Below are 15,376 nucleotides of genomic sequence, written 5' to 3'. Positions count from 1 at the left end.
AATACGTCCGATAACCGCCGACCGTGCCGCGCCCTTCATCATGCGGCATCAGACCAGAGCGCGGCGCCACAGCAAGGGATTAGGGCGCCGACCAGACGAGGAAGAGACCGATGGGCCAGACGGGCAATGACCGTCCTCTCGACAACCGGGCCGCCGAGCTGTGGACCCCGGCGAGCTGGCGCAACAGGCCGGTGCGGCAGATCCCTGCCTATCCAGATGTCGAACGGCTGGCCGCGATCGAAGGCCGCCTGCGGCGATACCCTCCTCTGGTCTTTGCCGGCGAAGCCCGCCGGCTGAAGGCGTCGCTGGCTGAAGTCGCGGCCGGCCGATCCTTCGTGCTGCAAGGCGGGGACTGCGCCGAAAGCTTCGACGATTTCACCGCCAATACCATTCGCGACACCTTCCGGGTGCTGCTGCAGATGGCGGTGGTGCTGACCTTCGGCAGCAGCGTGCCGGTGGTGAAGATGGGCCGCATGGCAGGGCAGTTCGCCAAGCCCCGCAGCGCCGAGATGGAGACGGTGGGCGATGAGACGCTGCCGAGCTATCGCGGCGATATCATCAACGGCCCGGCCTTCACGCCGGAAGCCCGCATTCCCGATCCGGGCCGCATGGAAACGGGCTATTTCCAATCGGCCGGCACGCTGAACCTGCTGCGCGCTTTCGCGACCGGCGGCTATGCCGACCTGCACAGCGTCCATCGCTGGAATCTCGGCTTCGTCGAGCGCAGCCCGCTCGGCGCGCGCTACCAGGACCTGGCCGCCCGCATCGACGAGACGCTGAACTTCATGCGTGCCTGCGGCATGACGGCGGAGACCGCCCCCCAGATCAGGGAGACGGAATTCTACACCAGCCATGAGGCGCTGCTGCTGCCGTATGAGGAAGCGCTGGCGCGCGTCGATTCCACGACCGGCGATACCTATGCCTGTTCGGCGCATTTCCTGTGGATCGGCGACCGCACCCGGCAGGTGGACGGTGCGCATGTGGAATTCATGCGCGGCATCAAGAACCCGATCGGCCTCAAGGTCGGGCCCTCGACCGAGCCTGAGGATCTGCTGCGCCTGATCGACGCGCTGAACCCGGCGAACGAGCCGGGGCGGCTGACGCTGATCAGCCGCATGGGCGTGGAAAAGCTGGACGCCAAGTTTCCCCGCCTGCTGCGCGCGGTGCGCGAGGCCGGGGCCGAGGTGGTGTGGCTGTGCGACCCGATGCATGGCAATACGATCTCGACCAGCCATGGCCGCAAGACCCGCCGCTTCGACGCCATTCTGGGCGAGGTGCGCGGCTTCTTCGAGGCACATGCGGCGGAAGGCACCTGGCCGGGCGGCATCCATGTGGAGATGACCGGGCAGGACGTGACGGAATGCGTGGGCGGCGCCCATCGTCTGACCGAAGCCGATCTCGGCCGGCGCTACGAATCCTTCTGCGACCCCAGGCTGAATGCCGAGCAGTCGCTGGAACTCGCCTTCCTGGTGGCGGAAGAGCTGAAGGCGCGTCGCCTGCCGACCTCCGCCGCCGTCGCCGCAGAATAAAAAGAACAAGGCAGGACGGACGGGATGGATACGCTCTCGGCGCAGGATCTGGTGCAGGCGGAAACGATTGCCGCCTACACGGACGCCTATTTCAACAAGACCAAGGCGATCGTCAGCCGCTTCGGCGATATGACCGTAACCTACGCAGTCTTTCTCCGGCGGCCGGTGATCTCCGCGCCGAAGCTGATGCTGGACTGGCTGGAGGAGGTGGCGGTCGCCCGCGGCACGACCTTCCAGTTCGATATTCTGCATGACGAGGGCGAATGGGTCGGCGCCGGCGAGCCGCTGCTCTATATCACCGGCAGCTACGTCCATCTGACCGACCTGGAGACGCTGCTGCTGCAGAAGCTGGGCGCGGTGTGTGTGGCCGCCCATCACGCCTATCAGATGTGTATCGGCCTGCCCCATGTCACCTTCCTGGCCATGGAAGCGCGGCACTGCGCGGGGACCGAGATGCAGTCGATGATGGCCTATGGCGCGGCCGTCGGCAGCCGTGCCGCCCAGCGCGAGGGGGCGAAGGGGTTCATCGGCAATGCCAATGACGCGACCGCGCATTTCTTTGGCGCGCCGCGTGGTTTCGGCACCATGCCGCATGCCCTGATCGGCTATGCCGGATCGACCGTGCGCGCGGCCGAAATGTATCATGAGACCTTCCCGGACGACAGTTTGACGGTGCTCGTCGACTATTTCGGACGCGAGATCACGGACGGGCTTGCCGTCTGCGAGCGCTTTGCCGATCTGGCGGCTGCCGGCCGCATGTCGGTGCGGCTGGATACCCATGGCGGACGCTTCCTGGAGACCCTGGACCCGGCAGCGAGCTATGCCGTGCTGGAGCGGCGCAGCCCCGGCGCCATCCGCCGCTACCGCTCGGATGCCGAACTGCGCCATCTGGTGGGCACCGGCGTGTCGGCCGCCGCCATCTGGCGCATGCGCGAGGCTTTGGACGAGGCCGGCTTCGACAAGGTGAAAATCGTCGCCTCCTCGGGCTTCGGCGTCGATAAATGCCGCGTGATGGCAGACGCCCATGCGCCGATCGACGTGGTCGGCACCGGCAGCTTTATTCCCGACCATTGGCATGAGACCTACGCCACCGCCGATATCATCGCCTATGACGGCGAAGCGCGGGTGAAGCTCGGCCGCGAATTTTTGCTGCAGCGGCGGCGCGATCAGAACGGCGCCTGACATGTGTCGCGGTCAGACAAGGCGGCAGCACCTGGTCTGACCCGGTCAAGTAACGACCGCCACCGGATCTGGGCCGACATCGATCCGCATCGTTCTTGATTCATACGCTCTTAATGCTCGCCTTGTAGCTTTCCCCCGACACGTCAGAGCCTGTGGGGGTTCCATGCAGATCGGTTCGTTGCGGCTAGGCACGGCATCGGCACAGCGGGCCGCTCTGGATCTGATCCGCACCAAAGTCATGCTGGCGGATGCCAAGCTGAACATTACGTATATGAACCGGTCCCTGCACGAGTTCATGCAGGAAGCGGAAGCGGAATTGCGGCGGGAGATGCCGCATTTCAGCATGAAGACGCTGATCGGCAGCAATATCGATATCTTCCACAAAAACCCGGCGCATCAGCGGACCATGCTGGCCAAGCTGGAAAAGCCGCATTTCGCGACCATCACCATCGGCAGCCGCAGCTTCGACCTGCAGGTGGCGCCAATCAAATCCGGCGCCCGCACAACCGGTTTCGTCGTGGAATGGGCGGATGCCAAACCAAGATTGCTCAACATCGACTACGCGTCTCAGATCGCGGCTTTTTCGCGTGCTCAGGCCATTATCGAATTTTCGCCGGACGGCACCATCCGCCATGCCAATGCCAATTTTCTCAAGGCCATGGGCTATACGCTGGAGGAAGTCGTCGGCCGCCATCACAGCATCTTCCTCGAGCCCGCCGAGGCTGAGAGCGAGCCCTATAGGCTGTTCTGGAGCGAGCTGCGCAACGGCAAATTCCAATCCGGGGAATTCCGCCGGCGATCGAAGGGTGGCAAGCAGATCTGGATTCACGGGGCCTATAATCCCATTCAGGACGAGCATGGCCATGTCATCAAAGTCGTGAAATTCGCGACTGATGTCACGGCGCGGATCGAAAGCGTCGAGCGGATCGGCGCCGCCCTCTCTGCCCTGGCCGATGGCCAACTGAACCAGCAGCTGGACAAGCCCTTGCTGCCAGAACTGGACCAGTTGCGGGTCGACCTCAACCGCACCTTTGCCGCCTTGCAACAAACCATGCGGAAAGTCGGCCAGAACACGCATTCCGTGAAACAGACGACGGATGAAATCCTCAGCTCCACCAGCGATCTGTCCCGCCGCACCGAACAGCAGGCGGCAAGCCTGGAGGAGACGGCCGCCGCGCTCGACCAGATAACCGCCACGGTCAAGAAGTCAGCCGAAGGCGCCGGCCAGGCCCGCACGATCGTGAGTGGCGCCAAGGTGGAGGCCGAAAAATCCGGCGGCATCGTGCGCGAGGCCGTCAAATCCATGGACGGAATCGAAAGCTCCTCACACAAAATCAGCCAGATCATCGGCGTCATCGACGAAATTGCCTTCCAGACCAATCTTCTCGCCTTGAACGCAGGCGTGGAAGCGGCCCGCGCCGGTGATGCCGGCCGGGGCTTCGCGGTGGTGGCGCAGGAGGTCCGCGCTCTCGCCCAACGCTCCGCCGATGCCGCGAAGGAGATCAAGACGCTGATCTCCGCCTCCACCCAGCAGGTGGCGGTCGGGGTCAATCTCGTCGCACAAACCGGGCAGGCGCTGGACCGGATCATTTCCCATGTCGGGGAGATCGACTCCGTCGTCTCCGATATCTCAGCCAGTGCGCAGGAGCAGTCGACCGCGCTGAGCGAAATCAACACCGCCGTCAATCAGATGGACCGCGCGACGCAGCAGAATGCCGCGATGGTGGAACAGGCGACCGCCGCCTGCCATGGCCTGGCCAACGACGCGACTGAACTCTCCGCCCTCATCGGCGCCTTCTCTATCGATGGAAAGACCGCCGGGGCCCCCGCCCCGCGGCCCGCGCCCGCCCGCAAAGCGGCACCGGCCGCCCGCGCCGCCACCCGCAGCACGGTGGATGCGTGACGGCAATGCGCCTGCGACGACCCCGCCCGGACTAGGGCGGGCCACCACGCCCAGCATTCCTGACACTCATTCCGGGCTTTGACGTCACAGCCCGGCTGGGGCATGGGGTGAGGATGAACGCCAGTACCCCCCGCCTCCGTTTTGCGCCCAGCCCCACCGGCTTCCTGCATGTCGGCAATCTGCGCACCGCCGTCGCCAATTACCTCTTTACCCGCCGCCATGGCGGACGGCTGATGCTGCGCATGGACGACACCGACACGGCGCGCTCCAAGCCGGAATATGAGGCGGCCATTCAGGAGGATCTGCGCTGGCTGGGCATCCCCTGGGACGATTATGCCCGCCAGTCCGACCGCATGGCGCAGTATGAGGCGGCGGCCGACCGGCTGAAGGCCGCTGGGCTGCTCTATCCCTGTTTCGAGAGTGAGGAAGAACTCGCGGCCAAGCGGGCCATGCGCCTGAAGCGCCGCCTGCCTCCCGTTTATGACCGCGCCATGCTGTCGCTGACGGCCGAGCAGCGCGCCACCGCCGAAGCCAATGGCAAACGCCCCTATTGGCGCTTCAAGCTCTCGGACGGCGACGTGACCTGGAATGACCTCGTGTTTGGCGAGCGCCGCGTGAAACTGCCCAGCGTCTCGGACCCCGTGCTGATCCGCGCCGACGGCAGCTTCCTGTATACCTTCACCTCGGTCGTCGACGATCTGGAATTCGGCGTGACGCATATCATCCGCGGTGAGGATCACGTCACCAATACCGGCATCCAGATCGACCTGATGCGGGGATTGGGCGGCAGACCGGAGCAGATCGGCTTCGCCCATCTGCCTTTGCTGACGGATGCCGAGGGCGGCAAGCTCTCCAAGCGCTTCGACAGTCTTTCCGTCCGCAGCCTGCGCAAGGACGGGCTGGAGCCCGATGCCATCATCGCCTATCTGGCGCGCCTCGGCTCGGCCGATGACATGGCGGCGCTGACGCGCGCGGAAGTGACGGCCACCTTCGATCTGGGCCGCATGTCCCATTCCGCGGCGGTCTTCGATCCGCGCCAGCTGCTGGCCATCAACCGTCATCTGCTGCACCGGCTGACCTTCGCCGATGTGCAGAGCCGCCTGCCGGCCGGGGCGACGGAGGATTTCTGGCTCTCCATTCGCGGCAATCTGGACCTGCTGTCCGAAGCCCGCGCCTGGTGGGAGATCGTCTCCGACGAAATCTCCCCCCCGGCGCAAGCCCAGGAGGCCGATTTCCTGCGTGCTGCGGCCGAACACCTGCCCGAGGAACCCTGGGACAAGATGACGGCCGGTGCCTGGACAAAGGCCCTGGCCGCGGCCACCGGCCGGAAAGGCCGCGGCCTGTATCACCCGCTGCGCCTGGCGCTGACGGGTGAGGAAAGCGGGCCCGATCTGAAGGATCTGCTGCCCTTGATCGGACGGGAGAAAGCCGCCCGCCGGCTGATCCGCGCGGCCGGCTGAGGCCCCCGCGCCCCGTCGCCCTTGACAGGACCCGGAGCCGCGCGCACAGGCTGAAGCGGGAGAAACGAACATGTCGCGCGTCGAAATCAACATTCGCGGTCTTTTTGCGACGCCGGTCGCGGCTGTCGACCTGCCCGGCGCGGCGGCGCGCAATGCCGACCTCCGCCGTCTTATTCTCGATCGCCGCCAGTCTCACCCATCCGTCCAGGCATCGAATGCCGGTGGCTGGCATTCGGATCGGGACATTCTCGACTGGGGCGGCACGCCGATGGGCGAGATCATCGCGGCGGCAAAGCAAGTCGCGAACCGGATGACGGCGGACCGCCAGGGCCAGCCGCTGCAGCCCCAATGGACCGTGCAGGCCTGGGCCAATGTCAACGGGCCGGGCGACGGCAATATCTGCCACTATCATCCTGGCAGTTTCTGGTCCGGCGCCTATTATGTCGATGACGGCGGCTGCGCCGATGACCCGTCGCTGGGCGGTGAGTTCGAGATGATCGATCCCCGCGGCCCCGGCCCCGGCATGTATGCGCCCGCGCTGAAATTCGCCGGCGAGGACGGCGCATCGGTGGGCTCCGGCGAGACCATCCGGCCGCGGCCCGGGCTTTTGTTCCTGTTCCCGTCCTGGTTGTTTCATCAGGTGCGGCCCTATCGCGGCAGCGCCCTGCGGATTTCGATCGCCTTCAATTTAGGCGTATCCACGCCGGGCGCCTCCACGCCGGGCGTCTCCTCCACCCCAGCGTCCTGAGATCTTATGGATATTTTGCGCCCTGCCTCGCGCCGGCAACAGGAAATCGTCGGCCTCGTGCGCGAGACCGGACGGGTTTCGGTCGAAGATCTGGTCACCCGTTTCGGCGTGACACCGCAAACGATCAGGCGGGATCTGAATGATTTGAGCGAGGCGCGGCTGATCACGCGCACCCATGGCGGTGCTGTGGTGGCATCGGGCGTCGAGAACCTTGCCTATGAGGCGCGCAAGCTGGTCGCGCAATCGAACAAGCGGCGCATCGGCGAGGCGGCGGCCAGGCTGATCCCGGACCATTCCTCGCTCTTCATCAATCTGGGCACGACGACCGAGGAAGTGGCGCAGGCGCTGGTCAACCATACCGGCCTGCTGGTCATTACCAACAATATCAATGTCGCGAATTTTCTCTATCGCAACAGTTCGATCAATGTGGTGATTGCGGGCGGCACCATCCGCCCGACCGATGGCGGCGTGGTCGGGCAGATGGCGGCCGATATCATCCGCCAGTTCAAGGTCGATCTTGCCATCATCGGCACCTCGGCGATCGATGAGGATGGCACGCTGCTGGATTACGATGTGCGCGAAGTGCAGGTTTCGCGCGCCATAATCGAAAATGCGCGTCAGGTCGTGCTCGTCACCGATCAGACCAAATTCAGCCGCCGTGCGCCGGTGCGGATCGCCCGCCTGGATGAGATCCATACCCTTGTCACCGATAAAGTTCCTTCAAAAATGTCTGAAATTCTGCAAAGGCTTGGAACTGAAGTGATCGAGACCGGCGGCGAGCTGGAAGACGAGTAAGCGACGACGCGCCAGACACGTTTTTCGTTATGCGCGCTTTTTGATCGCTTGCATCTTCGAAAGTTTCGTGTTTCTGTTCCGTTAACAAGGCGCTCCGTGAGGGCGCTCAAAGGGACGGAACATTTTTGCAAAACAACGCGCCTTCTGAGGTTTATGACCTTGCTGTGATTGGTGGGGGCATCAATGGCTGCGGCATTGCGCGGGACGCGGTGGGGCGTGGCTGGCGGGTGTTTCTGTGCGAGAAGCAGGATCTGGCCTCCGGCACCTCCTCGGCCTCGACCAAGCTGATCCATGGCGGCTTGCGCTATCTCGAATATTACGAATTCCGCCTGGTGCGCGAAGCGCTGATGGAGCGCGAGGTGCTGTGGGGCATCGCGCCCCATATCGTCTGGCCGCTGCGCTTCGTATTGCCCTATCATAAGAAGCTGCGGCCGCGCTGGCTGCTGCGCCTCGGCCTGTTCCTGTATGACCATATCGGTGGCCGCCGCAAGCTGCCGGCGACGCGCTCGGTCCATCTGCGCCGCGACGTCACCGGCACGCCGTTGAAGCCCGACTATGTCCATGGCTTTGAATATTCCGATTGCTGGGTCGAGGATTCCCGCCTCGTCGTGCTCAATGCCATGGCGGCCGCCGAAGGGGGGGCGACCATCCGCCCGCGCACGCGCTGTGTCGCCGCCCAGCGCGAGGCCGGGCTTTGGCATGTCACCCTGGTCGATGAGGCCAGCGGCGAGACCTATGCCATCCGCGCCCGCGCGCTGGTCAATGCCGCCGGCCCCTGGGTCGGCGATGTCGGCCAGGCCGTGCTGCACAACAATACCCGCGCCCCCGTCCGCCTCGTCCAGGGCAGCCATATCGTGGTGCCCAAGCTGTATGATCATCCGGGCTGCTACATCTTTCAGAATGACGACCGTCGCATTTTCTTCGTCATTCCCTATGAGCAGGATTTCACGCTCATCGGCACGACCGACCAGGATTATGCCGGCGACCCTGCCGATGTGCGGGCCAGCGCAGAGGAGATCGCCTATCTCTGCCGCTCGGCGAGCGACTATCTGGCGCAGGCGGTCACGCCCGAGATGGTGGTCTGGACCTATTCCGGCGTCCGCCCGCTGTATGACGAGGCGGGGGACACGGCGGCCCAGGCCGCGACGCGCGATTACGTGCTGAAGCTGGACGCGCCTGAGGGTGCGCCCGCTTTGCTCTCGGTCTATGGCGGCAAGATCACCACCTACCGGCGGCTGGCGGAATCGGCGCTGGCGCAATTGGCGCCGCATCTGCCGGCCCCTCAGGGCAAGCCCGCCGGCTGGACCGGCACGGCAGCCCTGCCGGGCGGGGATTTCCCGATGCAGGGCTTCGAGACGCTGCGGGCCGAGATGGCGGCGCGCTATCCCTTCCTGCCCGACCGCCACCTGCGCCGCCTGCTGCGCGCCTATGGCACGCGGGCGCGCGTGCTGCTGGGGGATGCCGCATCGCTCGCCGATCTCGGCGAGCCTTTCGGCGCGGATCTCACCGCAGCCGAACTCCGCTACCTCGTCCAATACGAATGGGTCCGCTCGGCCCAGGACCTGCTCTGGCGCCGCTCCAAACTCGGCCTCCGCATCAATGCCAAAGACGCCCAAAAAATCGAGGACGCCTTGCATCACATCATCCCGGCACGGGAGCCCGTCGCTTGAGTCTTGAATTACGCAATGTCAGCCTGAAACACGGCCAGGACGTCATCATCGATGACGTCTCTCTCACCTTCGAGCGGGGGACGATGAACGTCCTGCTCGGGCCGACGCTTGCCGGCAAAACGACCCTGATGCGCCTGATGGCCGGGCTTGATAAGCCAAGCAGCGGCGACATCCTGGTGGATGGCAAGTCCGTTATCCATCTGCCGGTGCGGCGCCGCAGCGTCGCCATGGTCTATCAGCAATTCGTCAATTACCCGTCGCTGACGGTGTATGAGAATATCGCCTCGCCGCTCCGCGTCACCGGCCTGTCCAAAACGGAAATCGAAAAGCGCGTCGCCGAAGCCTCGCGGGTGCTGCGGCTGGACCCTTTCCTGAACCGCCTGCCGGCGCAATTGTCCGGCGGCCAGCAGCAGCGCACGGCAATTGCGCGCGCGCTGGTCAAACATGCCGAACTCGTGCTGCTGGACGAGCCGCTCGCCAATCTCGACTACAAGCTGCGTGAGGAATTGCGCGAGGAATTGCCCAAGCTGTTTGCGGCAACCGGCACGATCCTGGTCTATGCGACCACGGAACCGACCGAGGCGCTGCTGCTGGGGGGCACGACGGCCACGCTGTGGCAGGGGCGCCTGACACAGCTGGGCCCGACCCCCGCGGTCTATCGCTTTCCCGCGAATATCGACGCCGCGCGGGTCTTTTCCGATCCGCCGCTGAATGAGATGACGGTGACGCGCGCTGCTGGCGCCGTCACCTTGCCGGACGGACGGCGGGTGGAGGCTGACCTGCTGCTGCCCAACCTTGCCGACGGCACCTATCGCATCGGCTTCCGGGTGGAGGACGCAAGCCTCTCCGCTGTCTCCGGCGCGCCGCTCGCCTTTCCCGGCACGGTCGCGGTGACGGAAATCAGCGGCTCGGAAAGTTTCGTGCATCTGGATATCGGTGGCGCAACCTGGGTCAGCCTTGTGCTCGGCGTGCATGAATGGCAGCCCGGCCTTGCCGCCGAAATCCGCATCGACCCCGCCCGTCTCTTCATCTTTGACGAGAGCGGCACGCTGGTCCGTGCCCCCGAAGCGCGCGCCGCCCGCGCCGCAGTCTTGGTCTGAGGAGCGAGAAATGGCCAGTATCACCCTCGACCATATCGCCCATGCCTATCCAGGTGCGCCGGGTGCAAAACCGCATTACGCGCTGAAGCCCATCAACCATGTCTGGCAGAATGGCCGCGCCTATGCGCTGCTGGGCCCCTCAGGCTGCGGCAAGACGACGCTGCTCAATATCATTTCTGGACTCGTCATCCCCTCCGAGGGGCGGCTGCTGTTCGATGCGACGGACGTGACGCGGCTGCCGACGGAACGGCGCAATATCGCCCAGGTCTTTCAGTTCCCGGTCATCTACGACACCATGACGGTCGCGGAAAACCTCGCCTTTCCGCTGAAAAATCGTGGCATGGAGCGTGGTGCCATCAAGCGCCGCGTCGATGAGATTGCCGAACTGCTCGACCTTCGCCCCGTGCTGGGCCGCCGTGCGCGCGGCCTCACAGCCGATGCCAAGCAGAAGATTTCCCTCGGCCGCGGTCTGGTGCGCGCAGATGTCTCTGCCGTGCTGTTCGACGAGCCGCTGACGGTGATCGACCCGGCGCTGAAATGGGAATTGCGCTCGAAACTCAAGGCCGTGCATCAGGCGCTGGACATGCTCATGATCTATGTGACGCATGATCAGGTCGAGGCGCTGACCTTTGCCGACGAGGTTGTCGTCATGAAGGACGGCGCGGTGCTGCAGATCGGCACACCGGCGGAATTGTTCGAGCGGCCGGCGCATAGTTTCGTGGGCTATTTCATCGGCAGCCCGGGCATGAACTTTCTGCCCGCGACTGTCGCAGGTCATGAAGCGTCGGTGAACGGCACCGTTTTTGACCTCGGCGCGTCGTACGGAACACCGGCCAGCGGCACGAAAGTCGAAATCGGCTTCCGGCCGGACTACGCGGCACTGCATGCCGCGGGCGGCATTCCGGTGCGGGTGCTGAAGGTGGAAGACCTCGGCCGTCGCCGTCTGGGCCGTTTCGCGCTCGGCGCGCATGAGGCGATCGCGACTTTGGCGGGCGACGTCGATCTTCAGCCCGGCGACACCGCCGGTCTCGTCATCGAACCCGGCCATTTGCATCTTTTCGTGGACGACCTTCGCGTTGAAGGAGAGCGCGCGTAATGGATAAACCCTGGAACAACCGCGCGTGGCTTTTCGTCGTGCCGGTTCTGATAGTCGTGCTCTTCTCATCGCTGCTGCCGATGATGACAGTGGTCAACTACTCCGTTCAGGATACGATGGGGCAGAACAGCTTCTTCTGGAACGGCGTCGCCTGGTTTCAGAACCTGCTGGACCCCACGACCGATATGGGCGGGCGCTTCGCCAATGCCCTGGTCCGCAACCTGATCTTCTCGGTGGTGATTCTGCTCATCGAACTGCCGCTAGGGATTGCGGTCGCCATTTGTATTCCCAAACACGGCTGGAAGGTGGGGGCGACGCTGGTGCTGATCGCCCTGCCCCTGCTCATTCCCTGGACCGTCGTCGGCACCATCTGGCAGATCTTCGCCCGCCAGGATATCGGCCTGTTCGGCGCAGCGCTGAACGCGATTGGCCTGCATTACAACGATACGCAGGACCCGACCTCGGCCTGGGCGACCATCGTGATCATGGATGTGTGGCACTGGACCGGCATGATCGCGCTGCTGTCCTATGCCGGCCTCAAGGCGATCCCGGATGCCTTCTACCAGGCGGCGCGGATTGACGGCGCCAGCCGCTGGTCGGTCTTCCGCAACATCGAACTGCCCAAGCTGCAGAAGGTCCTGGTGATCGCGGTTCTGCTGCGCTTCATGGAAAGCTTCATGATCTATACGGAGCCGTCCGTGGTGACCGGCGGCGGCCCGGGCGAGGCGACCAGCTTCCTGTCCCTCGACCTCGTCAAGATCGCGCTTGGCCAGGTCGATCTTGGCAATGCCGCCGCGATGTCGATCGTCTATTATCTGATCACGCTGACGATCTGCTATGTCTTCTTCACGATCATGACCCAGCTTGACCAGAGAAAGGGTGTGTGATGCGCATCCAAAGCCGCACTATTTTCATCACCGCCTATCTTCTGCTCCTGTTCCTGCCGATCTATTGGCTGGTCAATATGAGCTTCAAGACCAATGCCGAGATTACCGGCCATCTCAGCTTCTGGCCGCATCATCCGACGCTCCGCAATTACGCCTATATCTTCCTCGATCCGATCTGGCGCGGCGGCTTCATCCATTCGCTGACCTATGTCTTCCTCAACACGATCATTTCGGTATCCCTGGCTCTGCCCGCGGCCTATGCTTTCAGCCGCTACCGCTTCGTCGGCGACAAGCATCTGTTCTTCTGGCTGCTGTCGAACCTGATGGCGCCGCCGGCCGTGTTTGCCATGCCATTCTTCAACCTCTATTACTCGGTCGGTCTGTTCGATACGGTCTGGGCCGTCGCTTTGGCCCATTGCCTGTTCAATGTGCCGCTGGCGGTGTGGATTCTGGAAGGTTTCATCTCAGGCATTCCGCGCGAAATCGACGAGACGGCGGCGCTGGACGGCTATTCCTTCCCGCGGTTCTTCATCAAGATTTTCCTGCCGCTGATCGCCAACGGCATCGGCGTCGCGGCCTTCTTCTGCTTCATGTTTTCCTGGGTCGAGCAGCTGCTGGCGACAACGCTCACGACCATTCACGCCAAGCCTATCGTCTCGGTGATGACCCAGGTCTATTCGGCAGCCGGGATGGATTGGGGGCTTCTGTCGGCAGCCGGCGTGCTGACGATGATCCCCGGCGCCATCGTCATCTGGTTCGTTCGCAACCATATCGCCAAGGGCTTCGCCCTTGGGCGCGTATAGGCCAGGAGAAACACCATGTTTGCATGGATGGCATGGACCTGGGCCACAGCGGGTTTCTTCGCGGTGATCCTGATCTGTCTGGTGGTCCTGACGCTGCTCGCGATCTTTCGGCCAGAGACGCCGCAGCGCGGCATTCTGGGATTTCCAACGACGAGGGGCGACCGCTTCTTCGTCTCGCTCATCGGTAGTGCGATCATCTTTGTGCTGTGGATCAGAATCACAGGCGGAGACAATCTCTACTACCCGACGGGGATTTCGCTTCTCTATGGGGTAGCGATGTTCCGTTTCGCCTAACAACATCAGCCGGCTTCAACGACCCTGCGTGATGGCACGCCGGGCACCGGCACTCGGGAGACAAGAAAAATGAAAAGGCGGGACTTAATGAAGGGCAGTGCGGCGGCCGCCGCCAGCGCTGCCATATTGACCCATGCGACGCCATCCCATGCACAGCAGATGGATGCGGCGAAGAAATGGGTGGATAGCGAATTTCAGCCTTCGACGCTGACCAAAGATCAGCAGATGGCGGAAATGGAATGGTTCATCAATGCCGCCAAGCCCTTCAAGGGCATGCAGGTCAATACCGTTTCTGAAATCCTCAATATCCATGAATACGAATCCAAAGTCCTGACCAAGGCTTTCGGTGAAATCACCGGCATCAAGGTCAATCACGATCTGATGGATGAGGGCCTGCTCGTCGACAAGATCGAAGTCGAAATGCAGTCCGGCCATCCGATCTACGATTTCTGGATGAACGATTCCGACTTCATCGGCACGCATCCGCGCTACAATGACATCGTCGATGGTTCGCTGACTGACTTCATGGCGAATAACGGCAAAGACGTCACCAATCCCAACCTCGACCTGAAGGACTTCATCGGTCTTTCCTTCGGCACCTTCACGGACGGCAAGCTGTATCAGCTGCCCGACCAGCAGTTCGCGAACCTCTATTGGTTCCGTTATGACTGGTTCAAGCGCGAGGACCTGAAGAACCAGTTCAAGGCGAAATACGGCTACGAACTCGGCGTGCCGGTGAACTGGTCGGCGTACGAGGACATCGCCAATTTCTTCACCAATGACGTGAAGACGATCGACGGCGTCCGCGTCTATGGCCATATGGACTACGGCAAGAAAGACCCCTCGCTTGGCTGGCGCTTCACGGACGCCTGGCTGTCGATGGCTGGCGCCGGCGACCGTGGCCTGCCCAACGGCCTGCCCGTGGACGAATGGGGCATCCGCAACGAAGATGGGCGCCCGCGCGGCTCTTCCATCACGCGCGGCGGCGATGCCAATGGCCCGGCAGCGGTCTATGCGCTGACGAAATATGTCGAGTGGCTGAAGAAATACGCCCCGCCCGAAGCGGCCGGCATGGACTTCCTGGAGGCAGGCCCCGTGCCTGGCCAGGGCCATATCGCGCAGCAGATCTTCTGGTACACGACCTTCTCGGCCACCATGAACCAGCCCGGCTCGCCGATGATGAATTCGGACGGCACGCCGAAATGGCGCATGGCGCCCTCTCCGCATGGGCCTTACTGGAAAGAGGGCATGAAGCTCGGCTACCAGGATTGCGGCTGCTGGACGATGCTGAAATACGCGCCGATGGAGAAGATCAAGGCCGGCTGGCTCTATGCCCAGTTCAGCGTCTCCAAGACTGTCTCGCTGAAAAAGTCGCTGCTCACGCAGCATCTGATCCGCGAGAGCGATATCCAGAGCCAGGCACTGACCGATGCAGCGCCCAAGATGGGCGGTCTGGTTGAGTTCTACCGTGGACCGGCCGTGAAGCAGTGGACGCCGACCGGCGTCAACGTGCCCGATTACGGCAAGATGGCGCAGGTCTGGTGGCAGAACGTGTCCAACGCCATCGCGGGTTCGGTGACCCCGCAACAGGCGATGGACGGTCTGGCGCGCGACCAGGATGCAATCATGACGCGCATCCAGCGTTCCGGCGTGCAGGGCGATCGCGGCCCGCTGATGAACAAGCCGCAATCGGCCGAATACTGGTACCAGAAGTCCGAAAAGGACGGCAATCTGGCGCCGCAGCGCAAGCTCGCCAATGAGAAGCCGCCGGGACAGACGGTGGATTACGACGAGCTGATCAAGAGCTGGCAGCCCGCGACGAAGGGCTGACGCCACTGAGGCTTGCTACGACGATCCGGGAAGGGGCCGAACACCCCTTCCCGTTTGCTTTTTGAGACGGATGCCGCTC

Annotated in this window: 13 protein-coding genes; all 13 read left to right on the top strand. The window is 63.4% G+C overall.

The features are described from left to right. Nucleotides 1-110: 110 nt before the first annotated feature. The 13 genes from AC3G7M_RS09555 (at nt 111) to AC3G7M_RS09495 (ending at nt 15,297) form a co-directional block, all read left to right on the top strand. A complete protein-coding gene (locus AC3G7M_RS09555) occupies nt 111-1,529 on the top strand; it encodes a class II 3-deoxy-7-phosphoheptulonate synthase (RefSeq protein WP_489211556.1) in 1,419 nt (472 codons plus the stop codon). Nucleotides 1,530-1,553: 24 nt separating this feature from the next. Then, nucleotides 1,554-2,711 (top strand): nicotinate phosphoribosyltransferase, encoded by a 1,158-nt coding sequence (locus AC3G7M_RS09550; RefSeq protein WP_489211555.1) that lies wholly within the window; start codon nt 1,554-1,556, stop codon nt 2,709-2,711. Nucleotides 2,712-2,874: 163 nt separating this feature from the next. Next, a complete protein-coding gene (locus AC3G7M_RS09545) occupies nt 2,875-4,614 on the top strand; it encodes a methyl-accepting chemotaxis protein (RefSeq protein ID WP_489211554.1) in 1,740 nt (579 codons plus the stop codon). Nucleotides 4,615-4,727: 113 nt separating this feature from the next. After that, nucleotides 4,728-6,074, top strand: coding sequence for a glutamate--tRNA ligase (gene gltX, locus AC3G7M_RS09540; protein WP_489211553.1), 1,347 nt, complete (start codon nt 4,728-4,730; stop codon nt 6,072-6,074). Nucleotides 6,075-6,144: 70 nt separating this feature from the next. After that, on the top strand, nt 6,145-6,822 hold the full coding sequence (locus AC3G7M_RS09535) for a TIGR02466 family protein (RefSeq protein WP_489211552.1): 678 nt from the start codon (nt 6,145-6,147) through the stop codon (nt 6,820-6,822). 6 nt (nt 6,823-6,828) lie between these two features. Next, on the top strand, nt 6,829-7,617 hold the full coding sequence (locus tag AC3G7M_RS09530) for a DeoR/GlpR family DNA-binding transcription regulator (RefSeq protein ID WP_489211551.1): 789 nt from the start codon (nt 6,829-6,831) through the stop codon (nt 7,615-7,617). A 164-nt stretch (nt 7,618-7,781) separates the two neighbouring features. Continuing rightward, nucleotides 7,782-9,287 carry a glycerol-3-phosphate dehydrogenase gene (glpD, locus tag AC3G7M_RS09525; protein ID WP_489211550.1) on the top strand — a complete coding sequence of 502 codons (1,506 nt, stop codon included), beginning with the start codon at nt 7,782-7,784 and terminating at the stop codon, nt 9,285-9,287. Then, on the top strand, nt 9,284-10,387 hold the full coding sequence (locus AC3G7M_RS09520) for an ABC transporter ATP-binding protein (RefSeq protein ID WP_489211549.1): 1,104 nt from the start codon (nt 9,284-9,286) through the stop codon (nt 10,385-10,387). Before glpD ends, AC3G7M_RS09520 begins: the two co-directional genes overlap by 4 nt. A 10-nt stretch (nt 10,388-10,397) precedes the next feature. Then, entirely contained in the window at nt 10,398-11,483 is a 1,086-nt protein-coding gene (locus AC3G7M_RS09515) for an ABC transporter ATP-binding protein (RefSeq protein ID WP_489211548.1), read from the top strand. Next, complete coding sequence (locus tag AC3G7M_RS09510) at nt 11,483-12,370, top strand: carbohydrate ABC transporter permease (RefSeq protein WP_489211547.1); 888 nt, start codon at nt 11,483-11,485, stop codon at nt 12,368-12,370. The genes AC3G7M_RS09515 and AC3G7M_RS09510 overlap by 1 nt, the downstream gene beginning before the upstream one ends. Continuing rightward, nucleotides 12,370-13,173, top strand: coding sequence for a carbohydrate ABC transporter permease (locus tag AC3G7M_RS09505; protein ID WP_489211546.1), 804 nt, complete (start codon nt 12,370-12,372; stop codon nt 13,171-13,173). Before AC3G7M_RS09510 ends, AC3G7M_RS09505 begins: the two co-directional genes overlap by 1 nt. A 15-nt stretch (nt 13,174-13,188) precedes the next feature. Then, a complete protein-coding gene (locus AC3G7M_RS09500) occupies nt 13,189-13,467 on the top strand; it encodes a DUF2160 domain-containing protein (protein ID WP_489211545.1) in 279 nt (92 codons plus the stop codon). Between the two features lie 87 nt (nt 13,468-13,554). Next, nucleotides 13,555-15,297, top strand: coding sequence for an ABC transporter substrate-binding protein (locus AC3G7M_RS09495; RefSeq protein ID WP_489211544.1), 1,743 nt, complete (start codon nt 13,555-13,557; stop codon nt 15,295-15,297). The last annotated feature ends 79 nt before the right edge of the window (nt 15,298-15,376 follow it).

The sequence above is a fragment of the Acidisoma sibiricum genome (assembly GCF_057837225.1).
This window is presented reverse-complemented; position numbering and strand designations above follow the sequence as displayed.

Excerpts from the sequence above, each read along its gene's own strand:
- AC3G7M_RS09555 (WP_489211556.1), top strand. The coding sequence starts at position 111 with ATGGGCCAGACGGGCAATGACCGTCCTCTCGACAACCGGGCCGCCGAG.
- AC3G7M_RS09550 (WP_489211555.1), top strand. The coding sequence starts at position 1,554 with ATGGATACGCTCTCGGCGCAGGATCTGGTGCAGGCGGAAACGATTGCC.
- AC3G7M_RS09545 (WP_489211554.1), top strand. The coding sequence starts at position 2,875 with ATGCAGATCGGTTCGTTGCGGCTAGGCACGGCATCGGCACAGCGGGCC.
- gltX (WP_489211553.1), top strand. The coding sequence starts at position 4,728 with ATGAACGCCAGTACCCCCCGCCTCCGTTTTGCGCCCAGCCCCACCGGC.
- AC3G7M_RS09535 (WP_489211552.1), top strand. The coding sequence starts at position 6,145 with ATGTCGCGCGTCGAAATCAACATTCGCGGTCTTTTTGCGACGCCGGTC.
- AC3G7M_RS09530 (WP_489211551.1), top strand. The coding sequence starts at position 6,829 with ATGGATATTTTGCGCCCTGCCTCGCGCCGGCAACAGGAAATCGTCGGC.
- AC3G7M_RS09515 (WP_489211548.1), top strand. The coding sequence starts at position 10,398 with ATGGCCAGTATCACCCTCGACCATATCGCCCATGCCTATCCAGGTGCG.
- AC3G7M_RS09510 (WP_489211547.1), top strand. The coding sequence starts at position 11,483 with ATGGATAAACCCTGGAACAACCGCGCGTGGCTTTTCGTCGTGCCGGTT.
- AC3G7M_RS09505 (WP_489211546.1), top strand. The coding sequence starts at position 12,370 with ATGCGCATCCAAAGCCGCACTATTTTCATCACCGCCTATCTTCTGCTC.
- AC3G7M_RS09500 (WP_489211545.1), top strand. The coding sequence starts at position 13,189 with ATGTTTGCATGGATGGCATGGACCTGGGCCACAGCGGGTTTCTTCGCG.
- AC3G7M_RS09495 (WP_489211544.1), top strand. The coding sequence starts at position 13,555 with ATGAAGGGCAGTGCGGCGGCCGCCGCCAGCGCTGCCATATTGACCCAT.